Source organism: Stenotrophomonas sp. Steno-C15, from assembly GCF_056393265.1.
The window spans coordinates 96,863-121,025 of record NZ_JBWJPF010000012.1 but is presented as its reverse complement, the minus strand read 5'-3'; the positions used below and the strand labels follow the sequence as shown (position 1 = coordinate 121,025).

General features: G+C 65.2%; 22 protein-coding genes. 8 read left to right on the top strand and 14 right to left on the bottom strand.

Going from position 1 to position 24,163, the window contains the following annotated elements; all coding sequences use genetic code 11:
• Positions 1-332: 332 nt before the first annotated feature.
• Both AC06FB_RS11340 and AC06FB_RS11335 read left to right on the top strand, forming a co-directional pair.
• Positions 333-509 (top strand): hypothetical protein, encoded by a 177-nt coding sequence (locus AC06FB_RS11340; protein WP_220083905.1) that lies wholly within the window; start codon positions 333-335, stop codon positions 507-509.
• Positions 510-621: 112 nt separating this feature from the next.
• Complete coding sequence (locus tag AC06FB_RS11335; protein ID WP_111186743.1) at positions 622-1,065, top strand: BLUF domain-containing protein; 444 nt, start codon at positions 622-624, stop codon at positions 1,063-1,065.
• 409 nt (positions 1,066-1,474) lie between these two features.
• Here the strand turns inward: AC06FB_RS11335 and AC06FB_RS11330 are convergent, their stop codons facing one another.
• Both AC06FB_RS11330 and AC06FB_RS11325 read right to left on the bottom strand, forming a co-directional pair.
• Positions 1,475-1,717, bottom strand: coding sequence for a hypothetical protein (locus AC06FB_RS11330; protein WP_181452125.1), 243 nt, complete (start codon positions 1,715-1,717; stop codon positions 1,475-1,477).
• Between the two features lie 647 nt (positions 1,718-2,364).
• On the bottom strand, positions 2,365-3,270 hold the full coding sequence (locus AC06FB_RS11325; RefSeq protein ID WP_478053707.1) for a hypothetical protein: 906 nt from the start codon (positions 3,268-3,270) through the stop codon (positions 2,365-2,367).
• A gap of 306 nt (positions 3,271-3,576) precedes the next feature.
• On the opposite strand from AC06FB_RS11325, the gene AC06FB_RS11320 reads away from it, so the two are divergent.
• Complete coding sequence (locus tag AC06FB_RS11320) at positions 3,577-3,951, top strand: hypothetical protein (protein ID WP_258391188.1); 375 nt, start codon at positions 3,577-3,579, stop codon at positions 3,949-3,951.
• Between the two features lie 604 nt (positions 3,952-4,555).
• Here AC06FB_RS11320 and AC06FB_RS11315 read toward each other — a convergent pair.
• The 3 genes from AC06FB_RS11315 to AC06FB_RS11305 form a co-directional block, all read right to left on the bottom strand.
• The gene (locus AC06FB_RS11315; protein WP_253120277.1) at positions 4,556-4,993 is read right to left on the bottom strand and encodes a hypothetical protein; all 438 of its coding nucleotides are present in this window, start codon (positions 4,991-4,993) and stop codon (positions 4,556-4,558) included.
• Positions 4,994-5,050: 57 nt separating this feature from the next.
• Positions 5,051-5,380: a hypothetical protein gene (locus AC06FB_RS11310; protein WP_164153082.1), complete on the bottom strand. Its 330-nt coding sequence runs from the start codon at positions 5,378-5,380 to the stop codon at positions 5,051-5,053.
• A 74-nt stretch (positions 5,381-5,454) separates the two neighbouring features.
• Positions 5,455-5,811, bottom strand: a complete 357-nt coding sequence (locus tag AC06FB_RS11305; RefSeq protein WP_461289557.1) for a hypothetical protein — start codon at positions 5,809-5,811, stop codon at positions 5,455-5,457.
• A gap of 711 nt (positions 5,812-6,522) precedes the next feature.
• Here AC06FB_RS11305 and AC06FB_RS11300 point away from each other — a divergent pair.
• Both AC06FB_RS11300 and AC06FB_RS11295 read left to right on the top strand, forming a co-directional pair.
• Positions 6,523-7,374: an alpha/beta hydrolase gene (locus tag AC06FB_RS11300; RefSeq protein ID WP_478053706.1), complete on the top strand. Its 852-nt coding sequence runs from the start codon at positions 6,523-6,525 to the stop codon at positions 7,372-7,374.
• An 82-nt stretch (positions 7,375-7,456) separates the two neighbouring features.
• Positions 7,457-8,395 carry an alpha/beta hydrolase gene (locus tag AC06FB_RS11295; protein ID WP_128990233.1) on the top strand — a complete coding sequence of 313 codons (939 nt, stop codon included), beginning with the start codon at positions 7,457-7,459 and terminating at the stop codon, positions 8,393-8,395.
• A 37-nt stretch (positions 8,396-8,432) separates the two neighbouring features.
• Here the strand turns inward: AC06FB_RS11295 and AC06FB_RS11290 are convergent, their stop codons facing one another.
• Together AC06FB_RS11290 and AC06FB_RS11285 are read right to left on the bottom strand one after the other, a co-directional pair.
• Entirely contained in the window at positions 8,433-8,855 is a 423-nt protein-coding gene (locus AC06FB_RS11290; protein ID WP_065174769.1) for a response regulator, read from the bottom strand.
• 92 nt (positions 8,856-8,947) lie between these two features.
• Positions 8,948-9,709, bottom strand: coding sequence for a CPBP family glutamic-type intramembrane protease (locus AC06FB_RS11285; RefSeq protein WP_478053705.1), 762 nt, complete (start codon positions 9,707-9,709; stop codon positions 8,948-8,950).
• A 150-nt stretch (positions 9,710-9,859) separates the two neighbouring features.
• On the opposite strand from AC06FB_RS11285, the gene AC06FB_RS11280 reads away from it, so the two are divergent.
• A complete protein-coding gene (locus AC06FB_RS11280; RefSeq protein WP_053520162.1) occupies positions 9,860-10,177 on the top strand; it encodes a TFIIB-type zinc ribbon-containing protein in 318 nt (105 codons plus the stop codon).
• 33 nt (positions 10,178-10,210) lie between these two features.
• Here the strand turns inward: AC06FB_RS11280 and AC06FB_RS11275 are convergent, their stop codons facing one another.
• From AC06FB_RS11275 to AC06FB_RS11250, 6 genes are all read right to left on the bottom strand, one after another.
• Positions 10,211-10,723 carry a GNAT family N-acetyltransferase gene (locus tag AC06FB_RS11275; protein WP_164153086.1) on the bottom strand — a complete coding sequence of 171 codons (513 nt, stop codon included), beginning with the start codon at positions 10,721-10,723 and terminating at the stop codon, positions 10,211-10,213.
• A gap of 81 nt (positions 10,724-10,804) precedes the next feature.
• A complete protein-coding gene (locus AC06FB_RS11270; protein WP_478053704.1) occupies positions 10,805-11,764 on the bottom strand; it encodes a copper resistance protein B in 960 nt (319 codons plus the stop codon).
• A complete protein-coding gene (locus tag AC06FB_RS11265) occupies positions 11,761-13,569 on the bottom strand; it encodes a copper resistance system multicopper oxidase (RefSeq protein WP_065182602.1) in 1,809 nt (602 codons plus the stop codon). Before AC06FB_RS11265 ends, AC06FB_RS11270 begins: the two co-directional genes overlap by 4 nt.
• A 74-nt stretch (positions 13,570-13,643) precedes the next feature.
• A complete protein-coding gene (locus AC06FB_RS11260) occupies positions 13,644-14,024 on the bottom strand; it encodes a CopL family metal-binding regulatory protein (RefSeq protein WP_053520158.1) in 381 nt (126 codons plus the stop codon).
• A gap of 154 nt (positions 14,025-14,178) precedes the next feature.
• Positions 14,179-15,981 (bottom strand): DNA helicase RecQ, encoded by a 1,803-nt coding sequence (gene recQ / locus AC06FB_RS11255; RefSeq protein WP_053520157.1) that lies wholly within the window; start codon positions 15,979-15,981, stop codon positions 14,179-14,181.
• Positions 15,982-16,546: 565 nt separating this feature from the next.
• Positions 16,547-17,095: a Dps family protein gene (locus tag AC06FB_RS11250; protein ID WP_053518946.1), complete on the bottom strand. Its 549-nt coding sequence runs from the start codon at positions 17,093-17,095 to the stop codon at positions 16,547-16,549.
• A gap of 86 nt (positions 17,096-17,181) precedes the next feature.
• Here AC06FB_RS11250 and hrpA point away from each other — a divergent pair, with 86 nt between their 5' ends.
• Positions 17,182-21,264 (top strand): ATP-dependent RNA helicase HrpA, encoded by a 4,083-nt coding sequence (hrpA, locus tag AC06FB_RS11245; protein ID WP_478053703.1) that lies wholly within the window; start codon positions 17,182-17,184, stop codon positions 21,262-21,264.
• A 46-nt stretch (positions 21,265-21,310) separates the two neighbouring features.
• Here the strand turns inward: hrpA and AC06FB_RS11240 are convergent, their stop codons facing one another.
• Positions 21,311-21,847, bottom strand: coding sequence for a hypothetical protein (locus AC06FB_RS11240; RefSeq protein ID WP_065174777.1), 537 nt, complete (start codon positions 21,845-21,847; stop codon positions 21,311-21,313).
• A gap of 129 nt (positions 21,848-21,976) precedes the next feature.
• Here AC06FB_RS11240 and AC06FB_RS11235 point away from each other — a divergent pair, with 129 nt between their 5' ends.
• Positions 21,977-24,133 (top strand): bifunctional (p)ppGpp synthetase/guanosine-3',5'-bis(diphosphate) 3'-pyrophosphohydrolase, encoded by a 2,157-nt coding sequence (locus AC06FB_RS11235; RefSeq protein WP_053518941.1) that lies wholly within the window; start codon positions 21,977-21,979, stop codon positions 24,131-24,133.
• The last annotated feature ends 30 nt before the right edge of the window (positions 24,134-24,163 follow it).

Genomic DNA, 24,163 nt, shown 5'->3' with positions numbered 1-24,163 from the left:
CGTGCAGCTGGGCCTGGGTTACCGGTTCTGAGCAGTTGTTTACTGCCCCGTCCTTTGAGACGGGGCAGTACGCAGAGAGCGCGTGGACGCCTGGCTCAATCCGGACCCGGCCGGCTTCCCGCGCTGTGCCGGGTCTTCGATGACAATCAGCCCCGTCTACGAACACAGGCCGGCGGCCTGGCAGATCAGGCGGCTTGGGGGGATGGACTCCCAGCACCTAGGATGTGGTCACATTCCACCAGCCGAGCGTTACTCACGGCTTGTCTTTCCCCGCACCCCGCACATGCGAGCAGAGTGCCGCCTGGCATTGTCTCCAGCTCCGGCACCTTCGTATGGGTGATGTGCTTGCAGTGGTTGCAACGCAGGCTGACGGCATTTACGCGGTCAAGGCTGCCGTCGCAATCTCGTGTTGCATCAAGGGCGAGAATGTAGAAAAGTCCTGTATCGGGCATTGCGGTGTACCGAGCATTTTTGCCGATACTGCCCTGATCGTTGCCGTCACTATGTGATGAGCATCCCCGTTCAGTATCACGTTTTACTGAATCGTTTCGCAGATCGCGTTTATCTCACCTGGAAGTTCCATTGCGGCTGATAGGGTTGTTGCTCACCAAGGCGGTGTGCATGCCCATTCGGGCGGTTGTATATGTAAGCGAAGCGAGCGACGTGCTCGCTGGTGACAAGCTCGGCTTGTCCAACGGAAAGCTGGACAAAGTGGTAGACGATGCAGCTCGGTTTAACCGTGACGCAGGAGTCACGGGGGTCCTCCTCTTCGACGGCGAACGCTTCATGCAGTATTTGGAGGGACCGGAGGATGGCCTTTCGGTCGCCTATTCCAGGGTTCTAGGCGCAACCAGCCATCACGGAATTGTCGAGTTACAGCGAGGAAGAGTTGGTCAACGACGGCTTCCGTTCTGGCCGATGCGCTGGCTACCTGTTGAGCCGGCAGAACTGCGCGGTATGGTCCGTGCCGATTGGACCGGTTTCAGCCAGCGTGGTGCAGAGGACAACGCCACCGCGATGGATATGCTCGTCCGCCTTGTCGAGCCCTACGTGCTCGCTGCATAGCTATCAAGGCGGAGTCTATCCGCCTGCAATCTGTTCTGTTAGCACTACCAGAGACTGCTGGAACGCGGCGGAGAACAGGGGGCCGCCGTCGTGCTGATGTGCAGCCGTGATAACGGGCAATAGCGTTGATTGCCAAAGGCACCAGTACTCCGAAATTCTTCGTACTACGGGGCGCAGATCCCACGTTAGCTTGGTGGGCGGCGCTCGCATTCCTGTGGGGGATGCTGGCGGTCCTTGTAGTTGGAGCGGGTTGGCTTTGCGTGAAGGCCAAGCGCTACCGGTAGACGTCTACATGGTCACGCGTTGCGGAAGCTGAAAGTAATTGAATTGCTTCATGTGCCACTCCGCCCAGGTCACCGTCACGTATCTGAGGCTGGGCCGGGTGATCTGTGTAACTGCTCTCCAAAGATCAACCCTGTCGCTTAAGTTTGGCGACAGTGAATGACATGATTGCAGCGGGCAGAGCGAACAGCAGCGCGAAGACCGAGACGCGGTAGAGTCCGAACCAATCCGTGAATCCATTCTCAACGCTAAATGCGATGAAACCAGAGGCGAACGCCATGATCGCACCCATTAAGGACGCCTTGCGGGGAGTCGCACCAAGGAGCCCAGCAGTTAATGCGATTACTGCGCAAAAAATGGCGATTTCCATAGGGGGTTGTTTGTCAGCTGGAAAAGTTGTTAAGGATATTCTGATTGATGATGAAAGGCGGCCTGAAAACAGCCGCCTCAGCAATTTCTTGGCACTAAATTTCTTGTGAGCCTTTGGGCAGCTTCGGAACCGGTCCGCCGGGGCCAACTGTTACGGTTCCCGTTCTTCCACCTCCGCCGTAGCTACCGCCGCCAATGTCGGATCCGCCGCCTCTACCTACGCCCTGGCCACTGCCACGACCACTGCCGGAGCCAACGCCGCCAACGCTATCAGCGTCACTCAGCGTCTCGACAGGTCTTGACTTTATGCCTTCAAATTTCCGAGATTGATTTAGTTGGTAGTCGATGCACACGGTTTGGGAGCACACCGTGATTACGTCGCCAATTTCGACTTGCCTTGCGAAAAAAGAAATTTGATTTGGATATGGATCCGCTACAAACCTTTTAAGGACAGATTCGACTCCGGGGTGAGCATACGGCATCTGCATGGTGCAGTAATGGCAGGAGATCGGCCCCCATCGGGCGGGTTGTGACGCGAACGCGGTGTAGGCCAGAACTATCAGTGCTGCTGATGAGAGGGTCGCAAGGATGGCGACATTTACTTTTCTTCTTGAGGTTCTATCCATGATTCAAGAGGCTCTGGTTGTATTAGTGTGAGCAGCAGTTAATTATGATTTGCTGGCTGCGTGACTTGGCTTGCTCTCGTTGGGAGTCCGTAAGATTTTTGGCAAGTTCTATTTGATCCACTTGGCTGTCTGCCGCCCTCGTCGATTTTATTGCTGCAAGCCTGTATGCGTAGGCCTCTACGGGGTCCGCGGGTGCAATGACTCCGTTTTCGTATACGTCTGAAAGGCTATACAGTGCGTCGGTGCTCCCTAGTCCTGCGGCCAGCTTCAGATAGTTTATAGAGTCGTCTTTCCATTTCTGAACTAGTTCTGGTTTCATCGCGTACTCCTGCGGATCGCCTAGCGCATGGTCTGGGTTGATGGGGTACATGATCATCGCCTCGATCGATCCTTGTTGGGCCGCTTTTTCCAGCCAGTTCGTCTTTTGAAACTTGTCGCTCGTGAGTAATCCCTCGCATTCGAGTAGGCTTTTTCTGTCTTCTGCTGCAGTGTTTTTCATGGGTGTTGATTTTTCTCCGGCGTCGATTTCTTGATAGGATTTTCCGACATTTCGGAGTTGATTGCTGCAATCTAACGTCGCCAGGAAAATGTCGTACGATGCTACGGCGTCGCCCGATTGCGCTGCTTGAAACAGACTTTCTGCATAATCGAGGGCGTTCCCTGAGGGGCGCATCGGTCCGCTTCGGTTGATTGAGAATGCTCTACCCATTTCGGGTCTTGCTGCATGAGCTGATATCTTTCGCTCACTCACCAATCTTTCGATGTTGGGCCAAGACTTCGGTGCGGCCTCATTGTTGTTGCGGAGAGGGATGCGTGTTTCATCGGTCTTGAGCGTTCTCTGATCGTCACCAGAGAAATGCAGAGCAGCTATTGCGCTGAGGCAAGCAATTGTGAAAGCAGCGAGGGCTATTGCTGTGGATTTCTTCATGCGGGCTCTGGGCAGTTTCGTCAAATGGAACTAGGTGGTCATCTCCGCCGGCAGGATTTTTTCGATTTACCGAGCTATTGCGCTGAAGGCGGAGAACCCATGCCACTTTCACCTAATAGAACGTTGTTAAGCATGGATTCCCCCAGGTCACCCTTTGCGGATATTTATTATTCGTTCAGTATTGCGGGTCGAGGCGTATCTCTTGGTGCCCCGATGCCCTCTGGCTGGGTCCAGACCGGTGAGTGCTGGGCGCTCTGGTAAAACGGCCGAGAGACAGCCAGCGCTGCTTCCGATGGTGGTGCCGGCGTGCGCCTGTGGATGGAAGGCCAGAAGATGTGGCAAGTGAAGAAAGTGCGCGCGGCGAGCGTCCGGCAGGCGAAACGGTATTCCGAGCGCTGGTGCGCGGCCAGGCTACATCCCGACCTTCCCCTGCGCGAGGCCGTCGCCCGGCTGACGGACAGCACCCCGATCCGGCTGCCGCCGCCACTGTCCGGCCTGCCGCCAACGCGTGCGCAGCAGCAACAGGCGCGGCGCCTCGCTGAGTCTGGGGCGCTGGATCTGACACGGATCAAGGAAGCGCTGGAGCCGCGCAAGCCGCCGGCAGAGACCAAGCCCAGGGCGAGGGATCCTCAGAAGGCGCGGGTTAGGGCGGCGCTGCAGCAGCTACGGCAGGGTGTTTAAGCGGACCAAGGCCGTTCCGAAAAATTTCCTAACCCTTTGTTGCACAAGGCTTTGAAGTGATAGTTTTGATCGCGTATGCGGAACGGAGATAAGCGTAGTGGCTTGAAAGATATCGGGTTGTCTCGTGACTTTTAATCTTTTGGTCGTAGGTTCGAATCCTACACGGCCCACCATTGCACTCAGAGACTTAGGCGTCCTTCGGGGCGCCTTTTCTTTGGATCGTCCTCCGCCTCAAGGCCAAGGGCAACGCGCTTCATTCTCCATCTGCGCCCCATTCTGCGGCTGCGCGCAGACGTTGCATGGGGCTGACGATTGCGTGTCGCTCACGACTTCACTTTCTGGCTTCGGAACAGCACATAGGCAAGGACAGCGGCGATCCCGGCCGGGATCAGCACGGCCGCAAGCACGATCATCCAATGCCAGAAGCTGAAGCTGCTCATACGGTTGGACCCTGGACTGGTGGCTTGAATCCTAGCACCGCGCAGTCAACGCTGCGGCGGCCTGTTTTGATGCATGTGCGGCATGGAGCGGAGATGCTGGACGAAAATCCGACGCAGATCGCGGAGCATTCCAGGGCCGTACAGGAGTGCAAAGCGGAACTGGACTAGTTCATGCTCTCGGGGCTGAAGCCGCGCTTGAAGTGATACTCAACCAGCATCCACCCGCTGTCGATCCCTGTATGGGCCCAGGTTTCGATGGAGCCATCTGCCTGGCGATTCGTGATCGTGATCGCCTCGCCCTGCCGCCCTGAGGCGGGCAGCTCCACAGTTGAGCCGCTGGATGTTCGAGTCAGCGGCTGCGGCTCAATCTGCCTGCGGACAATAGAAATCTCTCCCCCAGAGGTGACGGGCGCGTATCCGGGAGACCGTGCCTTGACCCACGCCAGAATGGACGCGGCCTCGACGGAGCCTGCTGGCCAGGTCGTCCGCGATTCCACGGTGGTGCGCGCCTTCACGGGTGCGGCGTCTGCACCGACCAGTGCCGGGCCGACAGACACACTCGTCAACAGCGCGATGCCGAAAGCAAGCGACGTCATCTGCATGGGAATTCCTTTCCTTGGACAGCGATCAATGGGTGCGTTCCCCACCTCCTGTGGAGGCTACTTCGCCGTCGCAGCCTTGGCCTCTGCTGCCTCGCGTTCCGCCGCCACGGTGGCAGCCACATTCGCAGCGCGGGCGGCGGCGTTCGCGGCCTGCTCCGCTGCGGCACGATCAGCACTGAACTGCGCCTGCCGTTGGATGCTGTATCTGCGCTCCAGTTCCACTGATGCAGCGAAGCTGTCGGGATGCTTCGCGGCGCAGGCCTGCTGCACCAGTTGCACCGCACGGTCGGACAGCCCGGGCTGGAGGTTAGCGAGCAGGCAGTCGCCATACGGAGCGGATGCGGTTGGGCCTGCGGCCAGTGCGACGACGATCATTGCATTCAACATGCGTACCTCCTTGTAGGTTTGAACATGACGATGGACCGGTCCGGCCCGAGTATGGACCGCTTTGCAGCAGCGGGCTACTCGGCCCGCACATCCCGGCACACCAGTTCCGCCAGGCTGCGGCAAGCGAAGAACAGCCCTTCCACCACCCCGGCGTCCAGATGCCGGTCCGGCGTGGCCATTTCCCGGCAGCGGTCGGCGGCGTGCAGCAGTTCCGCCACGGTCAGCATGCCGATGGCAGCCCGTTCCACCCGCGACAGGGCAACCCCACGCCCCGGGGAAACGTCGGCCTCAGGCCAGGGCAGACCATCGGCACCTTCACCCGCGCGGATGCGTTTCAGGCAGCCCAGGAAGGTGCTCAGTTCGGGCGATGGATTGTTGTCGTCATCATTGGTGCTGGCGTCGAATGAAGCATAGTGCGGGCGTTCGGTCATTTCGGCTTCCTCGGCTCTTGCGTGGGCGTGCCACCGCGCAGCGCGGGTGGCGGGCGATGCGTGGCTGCAAGCCGGAATGACATCACGCAGTAACCGGCGGGTCCGAAAACCCCCACGCACCGCCCGCCATAACGGCCGACGGATCACCCGCCGGCACCATCCAAAGACAGCGTCGGCCGGTGAGCGCAAACAACAGCGTGAATGTCATCACGGGCTTGCAGGCCCGGTGCCACCCGTTGTCGGTGGCGCTGCATGGTGTTTACGCACGCGCTTGGATTTCAATGAGGATTCTCCGAAGAGAAATGCGGAACCAAGGCGCGCGACGATGGTGGTGCAGGCGTATCTGATGCGGCAAGCGACAGTACGCGACGTGTTGATGCTTACGCCCGGTTTATCGCGTTGGAAGTTGTCGAGAACAGCGGGTGGCGGCGACCATGCCGTGATGTGTCGCGTGGAAAATGGGCGTGACTTTCGCCTGCAGCGGTGGCAAGGCCTGCGAGTCGTACCCTCGAAAATCGGTGCATTTGCGACGACCGAGATGTTGGCGTCCGCGCCAGAGCGATGTGTTGTAGAGCCGAGCCATGCTCGGCTGCAGTTCGCGTCAGGGCCAAGCCGAGCGTGGGCTCGGCTCTACAGTGATCCATCCACGCTTGGCGTGGATCTACAGCGACCTCGCGCTATGCTCGGCCTCTTTCCCAGGACGGGTTCCCCATGCGCCTCATCGTGCTTTCGCTGTTGTTGTCCGCCGTCTCCGCCGCGCCACTGATAGCCGCCGAGCCGGCCCCATCCACACGGACAACGCAAGCCACCCCGTTGGTGATCGGCGAAACCTTCACCCTCGAATCGAAGGCGCTGGGCGAGACCCGCCGCATCAATGTCTACCGCCCGCAGCCGTGGGGCCTGGATCCGAAGGCACCGCTGCCGGTGCTCTACATGCCCGACGGCGGCATCGGCGAGGACTTCCTGCATGTGGCGGGGCTGGTGCAGGTGCTGACCGGTAACGGCAGCATGCGCCCGTTCCTGCTGGTCGGCATCGAGAACACCGAGCGCCGCCGCGACATGACCGGCCCCAGCAAGGACCCGCAGGACCAGAAGATCGCGCCGCGCATCGGCGGTTCGGCGGCCTACCGCGCCTTCCTGCGCGATGAACTGATGCCGCAGGTGCGCCAGCGCTACCCGACCACCGATGAGCGTGCGTTGATCGGCGAATCGTTGGCCGGCCTGTTCGTGATTGAAACACTGCTGCAGGAACCGGCGCTGTTCAACAGCTACATCGCTCTCGATCCCAGCCTGTGGTGGAACCGTGGCACCTTGCTGGCCGGCGCAGCCACGCAGCTGCCGGCGGTGACGCAGGCAAAGCCACGCGTATTCCTGGCCAGCAGTGGGCAACCGGAACTGGCCAGTTCCGCGGCGCAGTTGGCCACGCTGCTGCAACAGCCGTCGCCGTCGCCGCTGGTGAAGTACCTGCCGCTGCCGGAAGAAACCCACGCCACGATCTATCACCCGGCCGCATTGCAGGCACTGCGCACGCTGTTCCCGGCGCCGCCAGCGGCTTCGCCCTGACCGCACTGGCACCGGCGTGCACCGCATGCAAGGATGCGGCAGCGGCGCCATCCGGTGCGCCGCCCGTAACGGGAGCGTGTGGATGCAGCGTGTGCGTGGATGGAGTGTGGCGGCCTGTCTGGCCGTAAGTGGCTGTGCGATGTCGGTGGCGCCACCGGCGGCGCAGAGTGAGGCAAAGCAAAGCGCGTCTACCGTCGCGCCGGGTGTGGTGCTGCCGGATACCGAGGCGCTGCGCGTGCACGATCCGGTCGGCCGCGATTACCCGGTGTGGGTGGCGTTGCCGGCCGACTACGCCGCACATCCGGAAAAGCGCTATCCGGTGCTGTACGTGACCGACGCGCTGTACAGCTTCCCGCTGGTACGCAGCGTGCGACACATGGTGGGGCAGCGGGGCGTCAACATCGAAGACTTCATCCTGGTGGGGCTGCCGCCGCAGGAGGGGCTGACCTCCAGGCAGAGCCGTTCGCGCGACTACACGCCCAGCGACCCGGCACGTACCGATCCGCGGGACTACAGTGATGACGTCAGCTACGGCGGTGCCGCGCACTATCGCGACTTTCTTGCCGAGCAGGTGCTGCCGATGATCGATGCGCGCTACCGCACCGATCCGGCGCGGCGTGCCTATGCAGGCCATTCCTATGGTGGCCTGTTCGGCGCCTATGTGCTGACCACGCGCCCGGACATGTTCCGTAGCTACATCCTGTCCAGTCCGTCGCTGTGGTTCGATGATCATCACGTGCCGCGCATGCAGGCGGAGGCCAAGGCGCCGACGCAGCCGACCACGGTGGTGCTGTCGGTAGGCAGCTTTGAAACGGTCAAGCCCGAGCCGCGTTATTTCACCCGCAACGACATGCTGCGCGACAACGCCGAGTTCGCCGAGCAGCTGCGCAGCAGCGGGCGTTCGTTGAAGGTGGAGAACATGGTGATCGATGACGAGGACCACTTCACGGTCTACCCGGACGTGATCACGCGCGCGCTGCTGAGGGTGTTCCCGGGCACCGGGCCGTACAGCAGCGGTTGACGGCGGAGGTCATCCACGCAGGGCGTGGATGGATGCTTCACGCCGCCTGTGCATCCGGCCCGGTCAATACGCCCACATCCGCGTGGCGGAAGCACAGGCGGATCGCATCGAGCAACTCGCTCATGTTGTACGGCTTGGGCAGGAAATGGATGCCGTCGCGCAGCTGCGGCAGGACGGCGTGCTGGTCCATGCCCGATGTCACCAGGATCGGCAGCTGGGGATGCAGGCCGCGGACCCGGTTGGCGGCTTCAATGCCGCTGATCGGGCCCAGATTGACGTCGGTGAACAGCAGGTCGAAGCGCTCGCCGGCGGCCAGCAGGCCCAGTGCCGCTTCGGCAGAGCTCACCCCCACCACGTGGCAGGCCTGGCTTTCCAGCGCCATGCGGCTCAGTTCGCGGGTCTCCTCCGCGTCCTCGATCAGCAGGACGCGCGGTTCAACGTGGCGCTTGGACAGCAACATGACGCGACAACTCCGGACAGCGACGGTGAAAAGGCGCGCAAGTATGCGCAATCCGGTAGTGATCCCGGCGTGCACGGCAAGCCACGTGGATGTTACAGACGGCGGCGCCGGCGCACGCCCCAGGCCAGGACCGCGACCGCCAGCAGAGCCGTGCCGATGCGCAGGCTGGTGGCCTGCCAACCGAGCGCCACGGCGTCGTCCAGGCTGAACACGTTCCAGGCCAGGTTCATCGACACGTGCAGCGCCAGGCCGCACCACAGGGTGTTGCCATCCAGGCGGTCCAGCCAGGCGAAGACGAAGCCCCCCAAGGCGATCACTGCGCCGACGAACAGCGCCACCCCACCGCCATCGAAACCGCCGAATCCAAGCCAGTGCACCATGCCGAACAACAGGGCCTGCGGCAGTGCGAGCAAGGGCCACGGGCCGCGCACGATCTTCACCAGCAGAATGAAGCCCAGGCCGCGGAACAGAATCTCTTCGGCCAGCGGGAACAGAACGGCCAGCATCGTCGCATCGAGGGCGGTCAGCGCCGTGTTGGGTCGGCCGAGCACGGCCAGACCCACCCAGCAGGGCAGGCTGGCGAGCAGCACCCATAGCGGTCCGCGCATCCCGTTGCCGCGCAGGCCGAGGCTTTCGGCCAACCCCATGTGGCGCGGACGCAGCAGCAGGGCCAGCAGCACGGCCACCAGCACCGCCAGGGCGTTGTCGAGCAGGCTGCCGCCATAGGGGATCGGCAGGCCGGGGATGGGCCGCCCCAGCGCCGCCGCGATGTCACGTACGTTCAGCCCCAGGCCCGTTCCCAGCAGGACCAGCAGGATCCGGGCGGCAGTCGGCAGGCGGGACAGGACACTCATCAGCGCATTCCATGCGGGACCAGACCGCAGTGTGCGATGCGGCGCGATGCAGGGCACGCGCCGGAAGTCCCCCTGCCATCGGTCATGCGTTGCCGGGCAGTCATCGCAGAGCAGGTAGAGTCCAGAGCAGACCTGACAGGAGCAATGCCGATGCTGTGCCCCGTGTGCAAGACCCAGACCCTGCAGATGGCCGAGCGCCATGGCATCGAGATCGACTACTGCCCGAATTGCCGCGGCGTGTGGCTGGATCGTGGCGAACTGGACAAGATCATCGAGCGCGCCAATGCTGGTGCGGCGGTGCCGCCACCGCCGCCAGCACAGGCACAACCGGCGGCAGTGCCACCGCCGGTGATGCACCGCGATACCCGCCACCTTGGCCAGCGTCACGACGAAAACCGTGGCCAGCACGGTTACGGCTACAAGAAAAAGAAGAAGGAAAGCTTCCTGTCCGACCTGTTCGATTTCTGACAGGCCCACGGGGCAGCGGCGATCCCGGGGGCGTCAGGTCCGGCGCAGGATGAACTCGCGGTCGCGGCTGTCGCCGACGATGAAGTCGTATTCGCCGGCCTTGCTGCAACCGTAGCGCGCGTAGAAGCGCTGTGCGCCGAGGTTCTCCTCCCAGACGCCGACCCACAGGGTGCGGCGCTGCGGCGTATCCAGCCAATGCAGGAACGCCTCCATCAGGCGCGCCCCGTGGCCGCCGTTCTGGTACGCCGCCAGCACATACAGGCGCTTGAGTTCGATGTCGCCGTCGCGGGCGTCGACATGCGGCAGGGTGTTGGCTCCTGCGGCCAGATAGCCAACCACCGTATCGCCATCGAGCAGCAGCCAGACCGCGCTGCGTGGATCGGACAGCTCGATGCGCTGCGGCTGCGTGCTGTAGTGTGCGTGCAGGAACGCATGCAGATCCTGTGGCGGATAGGAGTCGCCCCAGGTTTCGGTGTAGGTGGCGATGGCGATCGCTGAGAGCGCTTCAGCGTCGGCGAAGGTGGCGCGGCGGATCTGCAAGGCCATGATGCAAGCTGCGAAAGAACGTGCCGCAGTGTAGCCGGCCCCGGTCTGAACCGGGGCCGGCTGCTGCACGCATTGTGCCGACTAGAACCACATGCGCACGCCCGCTACCCAGCGCGTGTCGCGCGCGTGGTCGCCGGCATAGTCGGCGGTATCGCCGAAACTGCGCTCATGGGTGATACCGATGTAAGGCGCGAAGCGGCGGCTGAACTCGTAGCGCAGGCGCAGTCCGGCCTCGACCTTGTTCAGGCCGCGCCCGATGCCGTACTCCGGTTCGTCCTTGCTGGCCACGGTGGCCTCCACCAGCGGCTGCAGGATCAGCCGGTTGGTCAGCAGCACGTCGTACTCCACTTCGGCCTTGGCCAGCAGCTGTCCGCCGGAGCCGGCATAGAGCGTGGCCGAACTCTCGAACTTGTACGGCGCCAGGCCCTGGATGCCGATGGCCGCCCAGGTTCGGGAATCGGCGGGGCGGAAGTCCTGGCGGACACCCACCAGTACATCCCACCAGGGCGACACGCTGCGCCCGTACAGTGCTTCCACCGCCGAGGATTCGGTGCGGCCCTCACTGCGCTCGCCATCGGTGCGCAGCCACAGGCGGTTGATGTTGCCGCCGATCCAGCCGGTGGCCTCCCAGGCCTGGCCGTTGCTGTTTTTGCCATCCCAGTGCTCCAGGCGGTCGATCAGCAGCAGGCTGTTGATTTCCGGCGCATGCTCCATCGCGCCATGGGCGATGGGCGGGAACGCGGCGGCACGATCGGCGTCGGTGGGCACTGGAATCGGCTCGCGCGGCTCGGTCGGTGCGGACGTGCCGTGACCCATCGCCGCGTGATCCATCTGCGAGTGATCCATCTTCGAATGATCCATCGTCGAATGATCCATCTTCGAGTGATCAACCGCGTCTTCGGCAGTGGGCTGCTTGGTCTTCGGCGCCGGTGCCGGTGCGGGCGTGGGCATGTCATGGCCCGCGTGCGACTGTGCGAAAGCAGGCAGTGCGACAGTCAGGGCCATTGCCAGCAGGCTGGGGGAGAAAAGGGAGCGTCTCATTCTTCGATCCTCACTTCGCGCATCATCCCCGCTTCCATGTGGTAAAGCAGGTGGCAGTGATAGGCCCAGCGGCCGAGCGCATCGGCGCGCACGCGGTAGCTGCGGCGGGTGCCCGGCGGCATGTCCACCGTGTGCTTGCGCAGCTGGAAGTTGCCCTGCGCGTCCTCCACATCGCTCCAGACGCCATGCAGGTGGATCGGATGCTGCATCATCGTGTCGTTGACCAGCACGATGCGCATGCGCTCGCCGTAGTTCAGCCGCAGTGGCTCGGCGCTGGCGAATGGAATGCCGTCGAACGACCAGGAGAACTTCTCCATGTGGCCGGTCAGGTGCAGCTCGATCTCACGGCTGGGCTCGCGGCCATCGGGGTCCTCGAACAGGCTGCGCATCGCGCCGTAGGTCAGCACCTGGCGGCCGTTGTCGCGCAGGCCGATGCCGGGATCGTCCAGCTTGGGATCGGTGGCCGAGCTCTGCATGTCCACCAGCGGATTGTTGCGTTCGCTGGCCGGGTGCTGCGGTGCCTTGCCGGTGGTCGTCGCGCCGCCATGCGCGCCGTGCCCCATGCTGGCGCCGCAGCCGCCTTCCATGCCTTTCATCGCGGCCATGTCATGACCGCCGTGACCGCCGCCCATGTCGTGACCCATATCGCTCATCGTCAGCAGCGGGCGCGGGTCGCGGGCGGGAACCGGCGCCTGCAGGCCGTGGCGCACGGCCAGGGTGCCGGCCGCGTAGCCGGTGCGGCCCATGTCCTGGCAGAAGATGGTGAACGCATCCTGCCCGCTGGGTTCGACCAGCACGTCGTAGGTCTCGGCGGGGGCGATGCGGAACTCATCGATGCTGACCGGATGGATGTACTGGCCATCGGCAGCGACCACGGTCATCTTCAGGCCGGGAATGCGCACGTCGAAGTAGGTCATCGAGGCGCCGTTGATGAAGCGCAGCAGCACCTTCTCGCCAGTGCGGAACAGCCCGGTCCAGTTGCCGGCCGGCGCGGTGCCGTTCATCAGGTAGGTGTACGTATGCGCGTTGATGTCGGAGATGTCGGTGGGTGTCATCCGCATCCGTCCCCACATGCCGCGGTCGGACAGCGCCGCAGACCAGCCATCGCGGCGCACATCGCGCACGAAGTCGGGCAGGGTGCGCTTGTAGTAGTTGTCGTGCTCGGCGAGCTTCTTCATGCGCCGGAACAGTGCACCCGGGTCCATGTCGGTCCAGTCCGACAGCATGATCACGTGCTCGCGGTCGTGCCGGTACGGGGCCGGCTCGGCCGGGTCGATGATCAGTGCGCCATACAGGCCGGCCTGCTCCTGGAACATCGAATGGCTGTGATACCAGTACGTGCCCGACTGCTTGAGCTGGAAGTGGTAGTGGTAGGTCTCGCCGGGACCGATGCCGTTGAAGCTCAGGCCCGGGACGCCGTCCATGTTGGCCGGCAGCAGGATGCCGTGCCAGTGGATCGAGGTCGGGTGGCGGTCCAGCGTATTGCGTACGAACAGATCCACGGTCTGGCCCTCGCGCCAGCGCAGGATCGGTGCCGGCAGTGAGCCGTTGACGGTGATCGCCGGCCGGGTGCGACCGGTGAAGTTGGCCAGCGATTCGCCGATGGCCAGTTCCAGGCGGGTATCGGTCAGCACGGCCGGTGCGCCGGCCAGGCGCGGGGCGGCACTGGCCGCAGCGAGCGCGCGCTGCGGCACGCCGACCGCGGCGATGCCGGCAACCACGCCGCCAGCGGCGAGACCCTGAACGAACAGGCGGCGCGACGGCATGGGCAGGGCGCCCGGGCCGGGGGGAATGCGGGTATTCATGGTGGTGACTCCAGACACGGTAGGACGCCGGCAGCGGGCCGGCTTGAGTGCGCGTGGCGCACGACGCGTGTGGATCAGGCGATGGGGGGGCGGGAAAGTGGCGGCAACGGCGGCGCCGGGCGGCCGTTGGCCGGCATCGGCTGCGGTGTCAGCGACAGGCCGGGACCGGCCATGAAGGGCAGCGCCTGCACCGCCAGCAGGGGATGCTGGGCACAGCTGCGCAGGCAGTCCTTGATCTGGCAATGCGCATCGTGGGCCGCCGGTTGGGCCTGCGGCGCCTCGTCGGCGGACATGGCGGCGTGGTGATGGCAGTCGGCGTCGCCCGCCATCGTCGCCATCATCACGTGGGCCATGCGGCCCATCTCCTCATGACCGCTGGCCATGGCCGCGTTCAGCCCGTTGAGCAACAGGCTGAGCATGAGCACGACGCGGAGCAGGGTAGAGGCCAGGGACATGGCGCTAATCTAGCCGCAAGCGGGCCCGGATGCACTTCCGGCTGAATGGCCGGTTCAAGATTGGAGCGGCACCAATGTAGAGCCGAGCCCGCGCTCGGCTGCTTCTGCGGCAATGGCAGCCGAGCGTGGGCTCGGCTTTACAGGAGGCCGGGCGCTACCCCTCTTCGCGCACGATTTCCACCAGGCGCGGACCATAGCGGCTCAGCTTGGTGCCACCGATGCCGCCGACCCGGGCCAGCTCGTCCAGGCTGGTGGGGCGCTGTTCGGCGATGTTGCGCAGGGTACTGTCGTGGAAGATCACGAAGGCCGGCACGTTCTGCTCGCGGGCCAGTTCGGCACGCAGGCCGCGCAGGGCATTGAACAGGGCCAGATCCTGCGGGGGGACCGACAGGCCGGTGCGCTGCGCGCTGCGTTCGCGGCCGGCGCTGGTCGCAGCCTCGCGGCGCATGTTCACCGTGCGGCGGCCCTTCAGTACGTCGCGGCTGGCATCGGTCAGGCGCAGGCCGCCGTGGCCTTCGCTGTCCACTTCGAGCAGGCTGGCGGCCACCAGCTGGCGGAACACGCTGCGCCAGGTCCTTGCATCCAGGTCGCGGCCGATGGCGTAGGTGCTGAGCTGGTCATGACCTTGCTGGCGCACCTTCTCGTTCTCGCTGCCGCGCAGGATGTCGATCAGATGGCCGACGCCGTAGCGCTGGCCGCTGCGGTAGACGCAGCTCAGTGCCTTCTGCGCGGGAACTGTCGCGTCCCATGCCGCTGGCGGGGTCAGGCAGTTGTCGCAGTTGCCGCAGGGGCGGGGATAGGTCTCCCCGAAGCCGGCCAGCAGCACCTGGCGGCGGCATTGCATGGATTCGCAGTAGCCGAGCAGGTGGTCGAGCTTGGACCGCTCCAGCTGCTTGCGTTCCTCGCCGGCTTCGGACTGCTCGATCATCTGCTTGAGCAGCACGACGTCGCCCAGGCCGTAGCACAGCCATGCTTCGGCCGCTTCGCCATCGCGGCCGGCGCGGCCGGTTTCCTGGTAGTAGCCTTCCATCGACTTGGGCAGGTCGGTATGCGCAACGAAGCGCACGTCCGGCTTGTCGATGCCCATGCCGAAGGCGATGGTGGCGCACATGACGATGCCGTCCTCGCGCAGGAAGCGGCGCTGGTTGTCCGCGCGGACGTCGGCGGGCAGGCCGGCGTGGTAGGGCAGGGCGTTGAAGCCCTGTCCGCGCAGGTACTCGGCGGTTTCCTCGACCTTGCGCCGCGACATGCAGTAGACGATGCCCGCCTCGCCGCGATGACCGCGCAGGAAATCGGTGAGCTGCTTGCGTGCGTTGTCCTTCTGTACCACGGTGTAGCGGATGTTGGGGCGGTCGAAGGAGCTGACGAAATGGCGGGCATCCTGCAGGTCCAGGCGCTCGGCGATCTCGCGCTGGGTCGGCGGATCGGCGGTGGCTGTCAGGGCAATCCGGGGAATCTGCGGCCAGCGCTCGTGCAGCACCGTCAGCTGGCGGTACTCGGGGCGGAAGTCATGGCCCCATTGCGACACGCAATGGGCTTCGTCGATCGCGAACAGGGCGATCCGGCTGCGCGAGAGCAGGGACAGGAAGCGACCCGTCAGAAGGCGCTCGGGTGCGACATAGAGCATGTCCAGCTCACCGGCCAGCAGTTCGCGTTCGACGCGGCCGGCAGTGTCCGCGTCCAGCGTCGAGTTCAGGTATTCGGCGCGCACGCCCAGCTGGCGCAGGGCTTCGACCTGGTCCTGCATCAGTGCGATCAGCGGTGAGATGACAATGCCGCACCCGTCGCGCAGCAGGGCGGGCACCTGGTAGCACAGCGACTTGCCACCGCCGGTGGGCATCAACACCAGGGCGTCGTGACCGGCAGCCACGTGCTCCACGATGTCCTGCTGCGGACCACGGAAATCGTCGTAACCAAAGACGCGGTTGAGCAGGTCGTGCGCGGGACGGGAAGCCATCGCGCTAGTTTACCCCGGAGGGAGGGGTAGGGGTTCGGCAGGGCTGCGCCCTGCACCTGCTGCAAGCCAGTGCAACGTCAAAGGCAACAGCCGGCTCTGGGCTGATCCGCGGTCTGGTGGGGCGGTGTCGGAGTGCGGGGACGCCGCAAGTACGTCCGTGTAGGCTTGGCAGCCGCATCCATGCGGCTGACACCCCGCACTCCGACACCGCCTCACCTTCGACAGTTTCCCGGTGACGGTGGGGCCATCCACGCCCTGCGTGGATGAAATCTGTCAGATATCGACAAACAGAATGGGGTCGGATCCGTTTTCCTGCGGAAAACGGATCCGATCCCAAGGCATGTCCTGACAGCTCGCGGAGATCTGTCGAAGGCGGGGTGGGTCCGGTTGCGGGGGCGTGAGCGCCATGGATGGCGCGACCGAGCCTACAGGGACGTACTTGCGGCGTCCCCCGCAACCGGACCCACCCCGCCAACCCACAGGAAACCCGCTTTTGCTCCGGCCGTTGCCGTTGCAGTTGCTTCTGCGGGTGCAGGGCGCAGCCCTGCCGAACACCCCCCAACCCTTACTGCAGCAGGGAGCGCAGCATCCACGCATACTTCTCGTGGGTCTGCAGGCGCTGGGTCATCAGATCCTCGGTCGGGGCATCATCGCCCTTGGCCGCCACCTCTAGCACTTCACGCGCCGTACGGCAGACCGCTTCGTTGGCGACCACCAACTGGCGTACCATTTCCCGCCAGTCCGCGCTGTCGGTCAGGCCCGGCTCCTCGGCGATCGAGGTCAGCGCAGCGAACTCCCGGTAGGAGCCCGGGGCATTGAAGCCCAGCGCGCGGATGCGCTCGGCCACATCGTCCAGGGCCGCCCATTGCTCGGTGTACTGTGTTTCAAACATGGTGTGCAGCGAGTTGAACATCGACCCGGTCACGTTCCAGTGGAAGTTGTGCGTCTTCAGGTAGAGCGTGAACGCGTCGGCCTGGAAGCGCGACAGACCGTCGGCGATCTTCTTGCGGTCGCCCTGGGTGATCCCGATATCGATATTGGGGGCCGACGGCGCCGCAGCGGCAAGCTTCTGCTTGCCGGTCTTGGCCTTGGTCGGGCTCTTGGTCTTCGCCATGGGGTTCCTCCTTGTGGAATCGTTGGTCTTCACAATAAATCAGTCTTGACGACTGTTTGCTTTCAAAGTTTTAAACGAACCGATTGATGAACGCTATCGACAAAATGCCGCAGTCCCGCCTGCGCCAACAGCGCGCCGCCATCGACGGCGCAATGAGCCGCGACCGGGGCCGTTTGCTGGGGATGCTCTCGCGTTGCCAGGCCAAGCCACAGGATGCGGCACTGGCTGCTACCTTCGAGCAGGCCTTGCAGGCGTCGGTGCAGCGCCGGCAGAAACGGGCGCAGCAGCAACCAGCCATTACTCTGGACCCCCAGCTGCCGATTGCGCGTGAAGCCGATGCCATCATCGCGCTGATCCGGGATCACCAGGTGGTGGTGATCGCGGGCGAAACGGGCTCGGGCAAGACCACCCAGCTGCCCAAGCTGTGCCTGGCCGCCGGCCGTGGCCAGGCCGGCATGATCGGTTGCACCCAGCCGCGCCGGATCGCCGCACGCGCGGTGGCCAGCCGCGTGGCACAGGAGCTGCACAGTGAGCTGGGCCAGCTGGTCGGCTACCAGGTGCGCTTCAACGACAAGGTCAGCGAGGACAGCCGCATCAAGTTCATGACCGACGGCATCCTGCTGGCGGAGATCGCCAGCGACCGCTGGCTGTCGAACTACGACACGATCATCGTCGATGAAGCGCATGAACGCAGCCTCAACATCGACTTCCTGCTCGGCTATCTGAAGCAGCTGCTGCGCAAGCGGCCGGACCTGAAACTGATCGTCACCTCGGCCACCATCGACACCGACCGTTTCGCCCAGCATTTTGACGACGCGCCGGTGATCAGCGTAGAGGGCCGTACCTATCCGGTCGAGGTGCGCTACCGCGCGCTGGAAGGCGAGGGCGAGCAGGAGGGCGAACGCACCGTCAACGATGCGATCGTGTCGGCGATCGACGAGATCACGCGCCTGGACGCGCGGGGCGATGTGCTGATCTTCCTGCCGGGTGAACGTGAGATCCGCGACGCCCACCAGTCGCTGGAGCGACGCCGGTACCGCAATACCGAGGTGCTGCCGTTGTATGCACGGCTGTCCAACCAGGACCAGGACCGGGTGTTCAACCCCGGGCCGAACCGGCGCATCGTGCTGGCCACCAACGTGGCCGAGACCTCGCTGACGGTGCCGCGTATCCGTTATGTGGTCGATCCGGGCTTCGCCCGCGTCAAGCGTTACAGCCCGCGCAACAAGCTTGACCGCTTGCACATCGAGCCGATCTCGCAGGCCAGCGCCAACCAGCGCAAGGGCCGCTGCGGCCGTATCGCCGAGGGCATCTGCTATCGCCTGTATGCGGAGGCCGATTTCCAGGCCCGGCCGGAGTTCACCGATCCGGAAATCCGCCGCTCCAGCCTGGCCGGGGTGATCCTGCGCATGCTGCAGTTGGGTCTGGGCCGCATCGAGGATTTTCCTTTCCTGGAAGCACCGGACGAACGTGCGGTGGCCGATGGCTGGCAGCAGCTGACCGAGCTGGGCGCGATCGACAGCGAGCGGCGCATGACCGCGATCGGCAAGCAGATGGCGCGCCTGCCGGTGGATGTGAAGCTGGCACGCATGCTGGTGGCGGCACAGGCGGCCGGCTGCCTGCGGCCGATGCTGGTGATCGCCTCGTTCCTGGGCATCCAGGACCCGCGCGAGCGACCGGCCGAGGCACGGGGGGCCGCCGACACCGCGCATGCCCAGTTCGCCGACGGCCGCTCCGAGTTCGTCGGCGTGCTGCGCCTGTGGGATGCCTACCGGCAGGCCCATGAAGACCTGACCCAGTCCAAGCTGCGCGACTGGTGCGGGCGGCATTTCCTTGGATTCCTGCGCATGCGCGAGTGGCGCGAGCTGCATCGCCAACTACGCCTGCTGTGCGAGGAGCTGGGCTGGAAGGAAGAGCCCGTGGAAGCATCGATGGCACCGTTGCTGGCGGGCAGCAGTGCGCCGGCGGCCGCACGTGATGACGCGGCAGCGGTGAAAGCCACGCGGGGCCAGCTGCACCGCGCTGCCCGCCTGGCCCGCGAGGGCAAGGCGGAGGCCGTGCCGGCGCCGGTGGCGGCACGGGCGCAGAAAGAGCAGGCGCCTGCCGGCGGCGGCTTCAGTGAACGCGTGCGGGCTTCGGCCTATCAGACGCTGCATCGTGCACTGGTGGCGGGCCTGCCTACGCAGATCGGCCATCGCACCGAGAAGGGGGATTTCCTCGCGCCGCGCCAGCGCCGCTTCCTGCCGTTCCCCGGTTCCGTGCTGTCCAAGCGGCCACCCCCCTGGTTGCTGGTGGCCAACCTGCTCGACACGCAGAAGGTGTGGGGCATGACCCTGGCGGCGATCGAGCCGGACTGGGTGATTGCCGAGCTGCCGCACCTGCTCCTGCGCAAGCACTTCGACCCGCATTGGTCGCGTGCGCAGGGCCAGGTGCTGGCATCGGAACAGATCAGCCTGTTCGGTCTGGTGCTGGCGCCGAAGAAGCCGGTGCATTACGGACGCATCGCACCCGGCGAGGCGCACGACATCTTCGTGCGGCAGGCGCTGGTGACCGGCGAGATCAACACCCGCGCCAGCTTCGTGGCAGACAACCAGAAGGTGCTGGAGGTGGCGCGCGAGGAAGAAGCGAAGCTGCGCCGGGCTGGCATCGTTGCCGATGAAAACTGGCAGGCGCGCTGGTATCTGGACCGGGTTCCCCCCCACATCCATTCGGCATCCGGCCTGGACGCGTGGTGGAAGGAACTGCCGCCCGCACAGCGCAAGGGGCTGCACTGGACGCTGGCGGACCTGCTGCCGGGCGAAGGCAGCGAACAGGAGCGTTATCCGAAGTATCTGCCGCTGGGCCAGGCAAGGCTGCCGCTGCACTACCGTTTCGAGCCGGGTGCCGAAGATGATGGTGTCACCCTGGAGGTGCCGCTGCACCTGCTCAACGCACTCGATCCAGTGCAGTTGGGCTGGCTGGCGCCAGGCTTCGTCGCCGACAAGGCGGCAGCGCTGATCCGCAGCCTGCCCAAGGCGATGCGCCGCAATTATGTGCCGGCCCCGGATTTCGGCCGTGCGTTCCATGAGGCGTTCCCCAATGCCAGTGCCGATGCGATCACCGGCGAACTGGCACGCTTCCTGTCGCGCGCGACCGGCGCCCCAGTCGCGGCGACTGATTTCGAGCCGGATTCCATCGAGCCGCATCTGCACATGAATCTGCGACTGCGCGACGAGCAGGGCAAGGTGCTGGCCACCTCACGTGACCTCGACGCGTTGCGGGCGCGATTCGGCGGCCGAGCCGGTGATGCCTTTGCCGCGCGTGCCGGTCGCGAGATGGCGGCCGATGGGCTGCGCACCTTCCCGGCTGCGCCGATTCCACTGCAGGTACCCGGTGAGGCGGGCGTGCCCGCCTATCCGGCGCTGCTGGACGAGGGTGACAGTGTGGCCCTGCGCATCTTCGCCGACCGCCAGCAGGCCGAGGAGGCCCACCCACTGGGCGTGCGCCGCCTGCTGGAGATAGCGCTGGCCGACAAGGTCAAGCAGGCCCGCAAGCAGCTGCCGGTCGGTGCCAAGACGGGCCTGTTGTATGCGGCGATCGAATCGCAGGAGCGCCTGCGAGGCGATCTGGTCGATGCGGCGATGAACGCCGTGCTGGCCGAAGGACTGGAAAGCATCCGCGATGCGGCGGCCTTCGAACAGCGCCGCGAGCATGCAGCCAAGGCCCTGTTTGGCGAGGCGATGTCGCGGCTGAAGCTGGCCGAGACCATCCTGGCGCTGGTGGCGGAACTGAAGCCGATGCTGGAAACGCCGTTGATGGGCTGGGCACGGGGCAACCTGGACGACATGGAAGCGCAGCTGGCGGGATTGATCCACCCCGGCTTCCTGCGCGACACCCCGGCTGATGCGCTGGCCCAGTATCCCCGTTACCTGAAGGCGATGATCCTTCGCACCGAACGTGCCAAGCGTGACCCGCCACGTGACCAGGCGCGCATGCTGGAACTGCATCCGTTCCTGGAGGCGCTGGCTGCCGGTGAACAGCAGGGCCTGCGCGAGCGGCCACAGTGGCAGGCGCTGCGCTGGGATCTGGAGGAGCTGCGGGTTTCGCTGTTCGCCCAGGAACTGGGGGCGCGCACCGGCATCTCGGCCAAGAAGCTGGCGCAGCGGGTGGCGGCACTGCGCCAGGCATGAAGCGTGCAGCCGGGCAGTGCCCGGCTGCATTCGGACGGATTGCGCGTTACTTGGTGCGACGGACCTTGGGCTGGGTATTGACGCCCTCGACCTTCAGGTACCACACACCCATCACGCCCGGGGTGATGCTGACCTTGGGTGATTGCCTGCGGACACCGGAAATTGACGTCGTGTCGGTCTGTTCCCATTGCTGGCCGTTGTCCAGCGAATAGACGCGGCCCTTGCCGAAGCCGCGGAACTCGCCCTGCAGCACACCGGTGATCGGCTCATTGCTGCCGAAGTCGAAGAAGCCACGGTTCTTGCGGATCACTTCCTGTCGCCCCTCCTCGCGCGCTTCCTCGCGCACGGCGGCAACCGCCTCGGTGGCAGCGGCTTCGACCTTGCCCTGCAGCCAGCGGTTGAGCGAGGCCAGTTCGGCGGCGCTGAGCTTGTCCAGGCCGGCGGCCTTGAACTCGGCCGGTGACATCTGCTGCTGCAGATCGCCCTCCACCACGCGCTGCGCCAGGGCGGGCGCGGACAGGGACAACAGCACGGCGGCACAGGCCAGCAGCCGTGGACGGGCGCGCAGGACAATGGAAGGCATGACAGGTCTCTCCGGGGTTTGCCCGCGAGTGTAGCGGCATGTGCTCATGCCCGGCGATGCAGCGGTGGCGATTGTCCCTGAACGGTGCCGGCGCTAGTGTAGGGGCCTCTGTCTTGCCTGCTCGATGCTGTGAACCGCGCTTCCGTCCCCGGCCTGGATGCCTTGTTGAACCGTCCCTCGGCAGCGGTGCTGCCCGCTCCGCTGCGCCAGGCCCTGCGCGAGTACTGGGAAGCTGCCGGGACTGACACGCAGATGCGCGCCAGCTGGTCGGTGCTGGGCGACACCCTCGATGCCCTGTCAATGCTCTCGGCGGACGAAGGCGCGGTGGTCGCGGCCCTGCTGTTCGACCTGCCCGGCCTGCGCGCCCACCTGGAGCAGTTGCCGCTTGGCAGCCACCGGGCGGCGGTGATCGGCCTGCTCGACGGCCAGGACGCGGCCGACCCGGTATGGGCGCTGCACGCCGGTCGCGAGGCAGGACGCAACAGTGAGGGCCTGCGCCGGCTGCTGCTGGCGATCATCCGCGACCTGCGGGTGGTGCCGATCCTGCTGGCGCGGCAGCTGGCGCGCATGCGCGCGGCCGACAGGCTGGAGGAGGAGCAGCGCCGCGCGCTGGCCCAGCTGACCCGCGACATCCATGCCCCGCTGGCCAACCGCCTGGGCATCTGGCAGCTGAAGTGGGAGCTGGAAGACCTGGCGTTCCGCCATCTGGAGCCGGACACCTACCGACGCATCGCCCGCGAGGTGGATGAAACGCGCATCGCCCGCGAGCGTTACGTCGAGAACGTCAAGAAGGTGCTCTCGCGCGAACTTTCGGCCCAGGGCATCAAGGCCGAGGTCAGCGGGCGGCCGAAGCACATCTACAGCATCTGGCGGAAGATGCAGAAGAAGCGGCTGGCGTTCGACCAGCTGTATGACATCCGTGCGGTGCGGGTGATGGTCGACGACGTCGCGGCCTGCTACGCCGTGCTGGGCGTGGTGCACGCGCTGTGGGCGCCGGTGCCGAGCGAGTTCGATGATTACATCGCCCGACCCAAGGCCAACGACTACCGTTCGCTGCACACCGCCGTCGTCGGCCCGGAAGGGCGCACCATCGAAGTGCAGATCCGCACCCACGAGATGCATGCGCAGGCCGAACTGGGCGTGGCTGCGCACTGGAAGTACAAGGAAGGTGGCAAGGGCGCCGAAAAGTCCTTCGACCGCAAGATCACCTGGATGCGCCAGCTGCTGGAGCAGGCGCAGGACGGGCAGGGCAATGAACTGGCCGGGGCACTGGATGCGGAGCTCACCGAAGACCGCGTCTATGCGCTGAGCCCGAAGGACGAAGTGCTGGATCTGCCGCAGGGGGCCACGCCACTGGACTTCGCCTACCAGGTGCACACCATGGTGGGACACCGCTGCCGCGGCGCCAAGGTGAACGGCCGCATCGTGCCGTTGACCTACCGCCTGCGCAGCGGCGACCGGGTGGAGATCCTTACCGGCAAGGAGGCCGATCCGCGCCGCGACTGGCTGATACCGGCCAACGGCTTCCTGGCCAGCAACCGCTCGCGCGAGAAGGTACGCAGCTGGTTCCACAAGCTTGACCGCGCGCGCAACGTGCAGGCCGGCCGCGAACTGCTGGAGCGCGAGCTCAAGCGGCTCGGGCTGCAGCATTCGGATCTGGCGGCCGCGGCGAAGAAGTTCCATGCCGACAGCGTCGACGACCTGTACATCCAGGTGGCGCTGGGCGATACCGGCCCCAACCAGATCAGCCGCGCGCTGCTGGAGGCCGAACGTGCGGCCAGCCAGCCAGCGCCGCCGCCGACCCTGCCACGCCCGACCGCACGGCGCGAGAACCTGGGCAAGTCCAAGTTCACCGTGCAGGGCGTGGGCAACCTGCTGGTGCAGCTGGCACGCTGCTGCCAGCCGGTGGCGGGCGAACCCATCGTCGGCTACCTGACCCGTAGCCGGGGTGTCACGGTGCATCGCGCAGACTGTGCAGCGCTGGCCCGCCTTGCCGCGGCCAGCCCGCAACGCATCCTGCCGGTGGAATGGGGGCAGGCGGGCGGCGGTTACGAAGTGGACGTGGTGGTCGATGCGGTCGATCGCCGCTGGCTGCTGAAGGACATCACCAACCTGATCGCCCAGGAAGACGCCTACGTGCTCGACATCCACAGCGACAACGTGCGCAACAGCGGCCGTGCCCACCTGCGCCTGCGGCTGAAGGTGAGCGATTACGGACAGCTGTCGACGCTGCTGGGCAAGCTCGATGCCTTGCCCGGTGTCAGCGAGGCACGTCGCCTCGGCTGAGCTTCACGCCACCCCGGCTACCCTGCACGC

What these genes read in the sequence shown, in the direction of transcription:
- hrpA (WP_478053703.1), top strand. Translation starts at nt 17,182, where the DNA reads ATGAACGCTATCGACAAAATGCCGCAGTCCCGCCTGCGCCAACAGCGC.
- AC06FB_RS11335 (WP_111186743.1), top strand. Translation starts at nt 622, where the DNA reads ATGCCCATTCGGGCGGTTGTATATGTAAGCGAAGCGAGCGACGTGCTC.
- recQ (WP_053520157.1), bottom strand. Translation starts at nt 15,981, where the DNA reads ATGGCTTCCCGTCCCGCGCACGACCTGCTCAACCGCGTCTTTGGTTAC.
- AC06FB_RS11270 (WP_478053704.1), bottom strand. Translation starts at nt 11,764, where the DNA reads ATGAGACGCTCCCTTTTCTCCCCCAGCCTGCTGGCAATGGCCCTGACT.
- AC06FB_RS11300 (WP_478053706.1), top strand. Translation starts at nt 6,523, where the DNA reads ATGCGCCTCATCGTGCTTTCGCTGTTGTTGTCCGCCGTCTCCGCCGCG.
- AC06FB_RS11265 (WP_065182602.1), bottom strand. Translation starts at nt 13,569, where the DNA reads ATGAATACCCGCATTCCCCCCGGCCCGGGCGCCCTGCCCATGCCGTCG.
- AC06FB_RS11325 (WP_478053707.1), bottom strand. Translation starts at nt 3,270, where the DNA reads ATGAAGAAATCCACAGCAATAGCCCTCGCTGCTTTCACAATTGCTTGC.
- AC06FB_RS11250 (WP_053518946.1), bottom strand. Translation starts at nt 17,095, where the DNA reads ATGGCGAAGACCAAGAGCCCGACCAAGGCCAAGACCGGCAAGCAGAAG.
- AC06FB_RS11280 (WP_053520162.1), top strand. Translation starts at nt 9,860, where the DNA reads ATGCTGTGCCCCGTGTGCAAGACCCAGACCCTGCAGATGGCCGAGCGC.
- AC06FB_RS11340 (WP_220083905.1), top strand. Translation starts at nt 333, where the DNA reads ATGGGTGATGTGCTTGCAGTGGTTGCAACGCAGGCTGACGGCATTTAC.
- AC06FB_RS11240 (WP_065174777.1), bottom strand. Translation starts at nt 21,847, where the DNA reads ATGCCTTCCATTGTCCTGCGCGCCCGTCCACGGCTGCTGGCCTGTGCC.
- AC06FB_RS11305 (WP_461289557.1), bottom strand. Translation starts at nt 5,811, where the DNA reads ATGACCGAACGCCCGCACTATGCTTCATTCGACGCCAGCACCAATGAT.
- AC06FB_RS11315 (WP_253120277.1), bottom strand. Translation starts at nt 4,993, where the DNA reads ATGCAGATGACGTCGCTTGCTTTCGGCATCGCGCTGTTGACGAGTGTG.
- AC06FB_RS11275 (WP_164153086.1), bottom strand. Translation starts at nt 10,723, where the DNA reads ATGGCCTTGCAGATCCGCCGCGCCACCTTCGCCGACGCTGAAGCGCTC.
- AC06FB_RS11260 (WP_053520158.1), bottom strand. Translation starts at nt 14,024, where the DNA reads ATGTCCCTGGCCTCTACCCTGCTCCGCGTCGTGCTCATGCTCAGCCTG.
- AC06FB_RS11285 (WP_478053705.1), bottom strand. Translation starts at nt 9,709, where the DNA reads ATGAGTGTCCTGTCCCGCCTGCCGACTGCCGCCCGGATCCTGCTGGTC.
- AC06FB_RS11295 (WP_128990233.1), top strand. Translation starts at nt 7,457, where the DNA reads ATGCAGCGTGTGCGTGGATGGAGTGTGGCGGCCTGTCTGGCCGTAAGT.
- AC06FB_RS11330 (WP_181452125.1), bottom strand. Translation starts at nt 1,717, where the DNA reads ATGGAAATCGCCATTTTTTGCGCAGTAATCGCATTAACTGCTGGGCTC.
- AC06FB_RS11310 (WP_164153082.1), bottom strand. Translation starts at nt 5,380, where the DNA reads ATGTTGAATGCAATGATCGTCGTCGCACTGGCCGCAGGCCCAACCGCA.
- AC06FB_RS11290 (WP_065174769.1), bottom strand. Translation starts at nt 8,855, where the DNA reads ATGTTGCTGTCCAAGCGCCACGTTGAACCGCGCGTCCTGCTGATCGAG.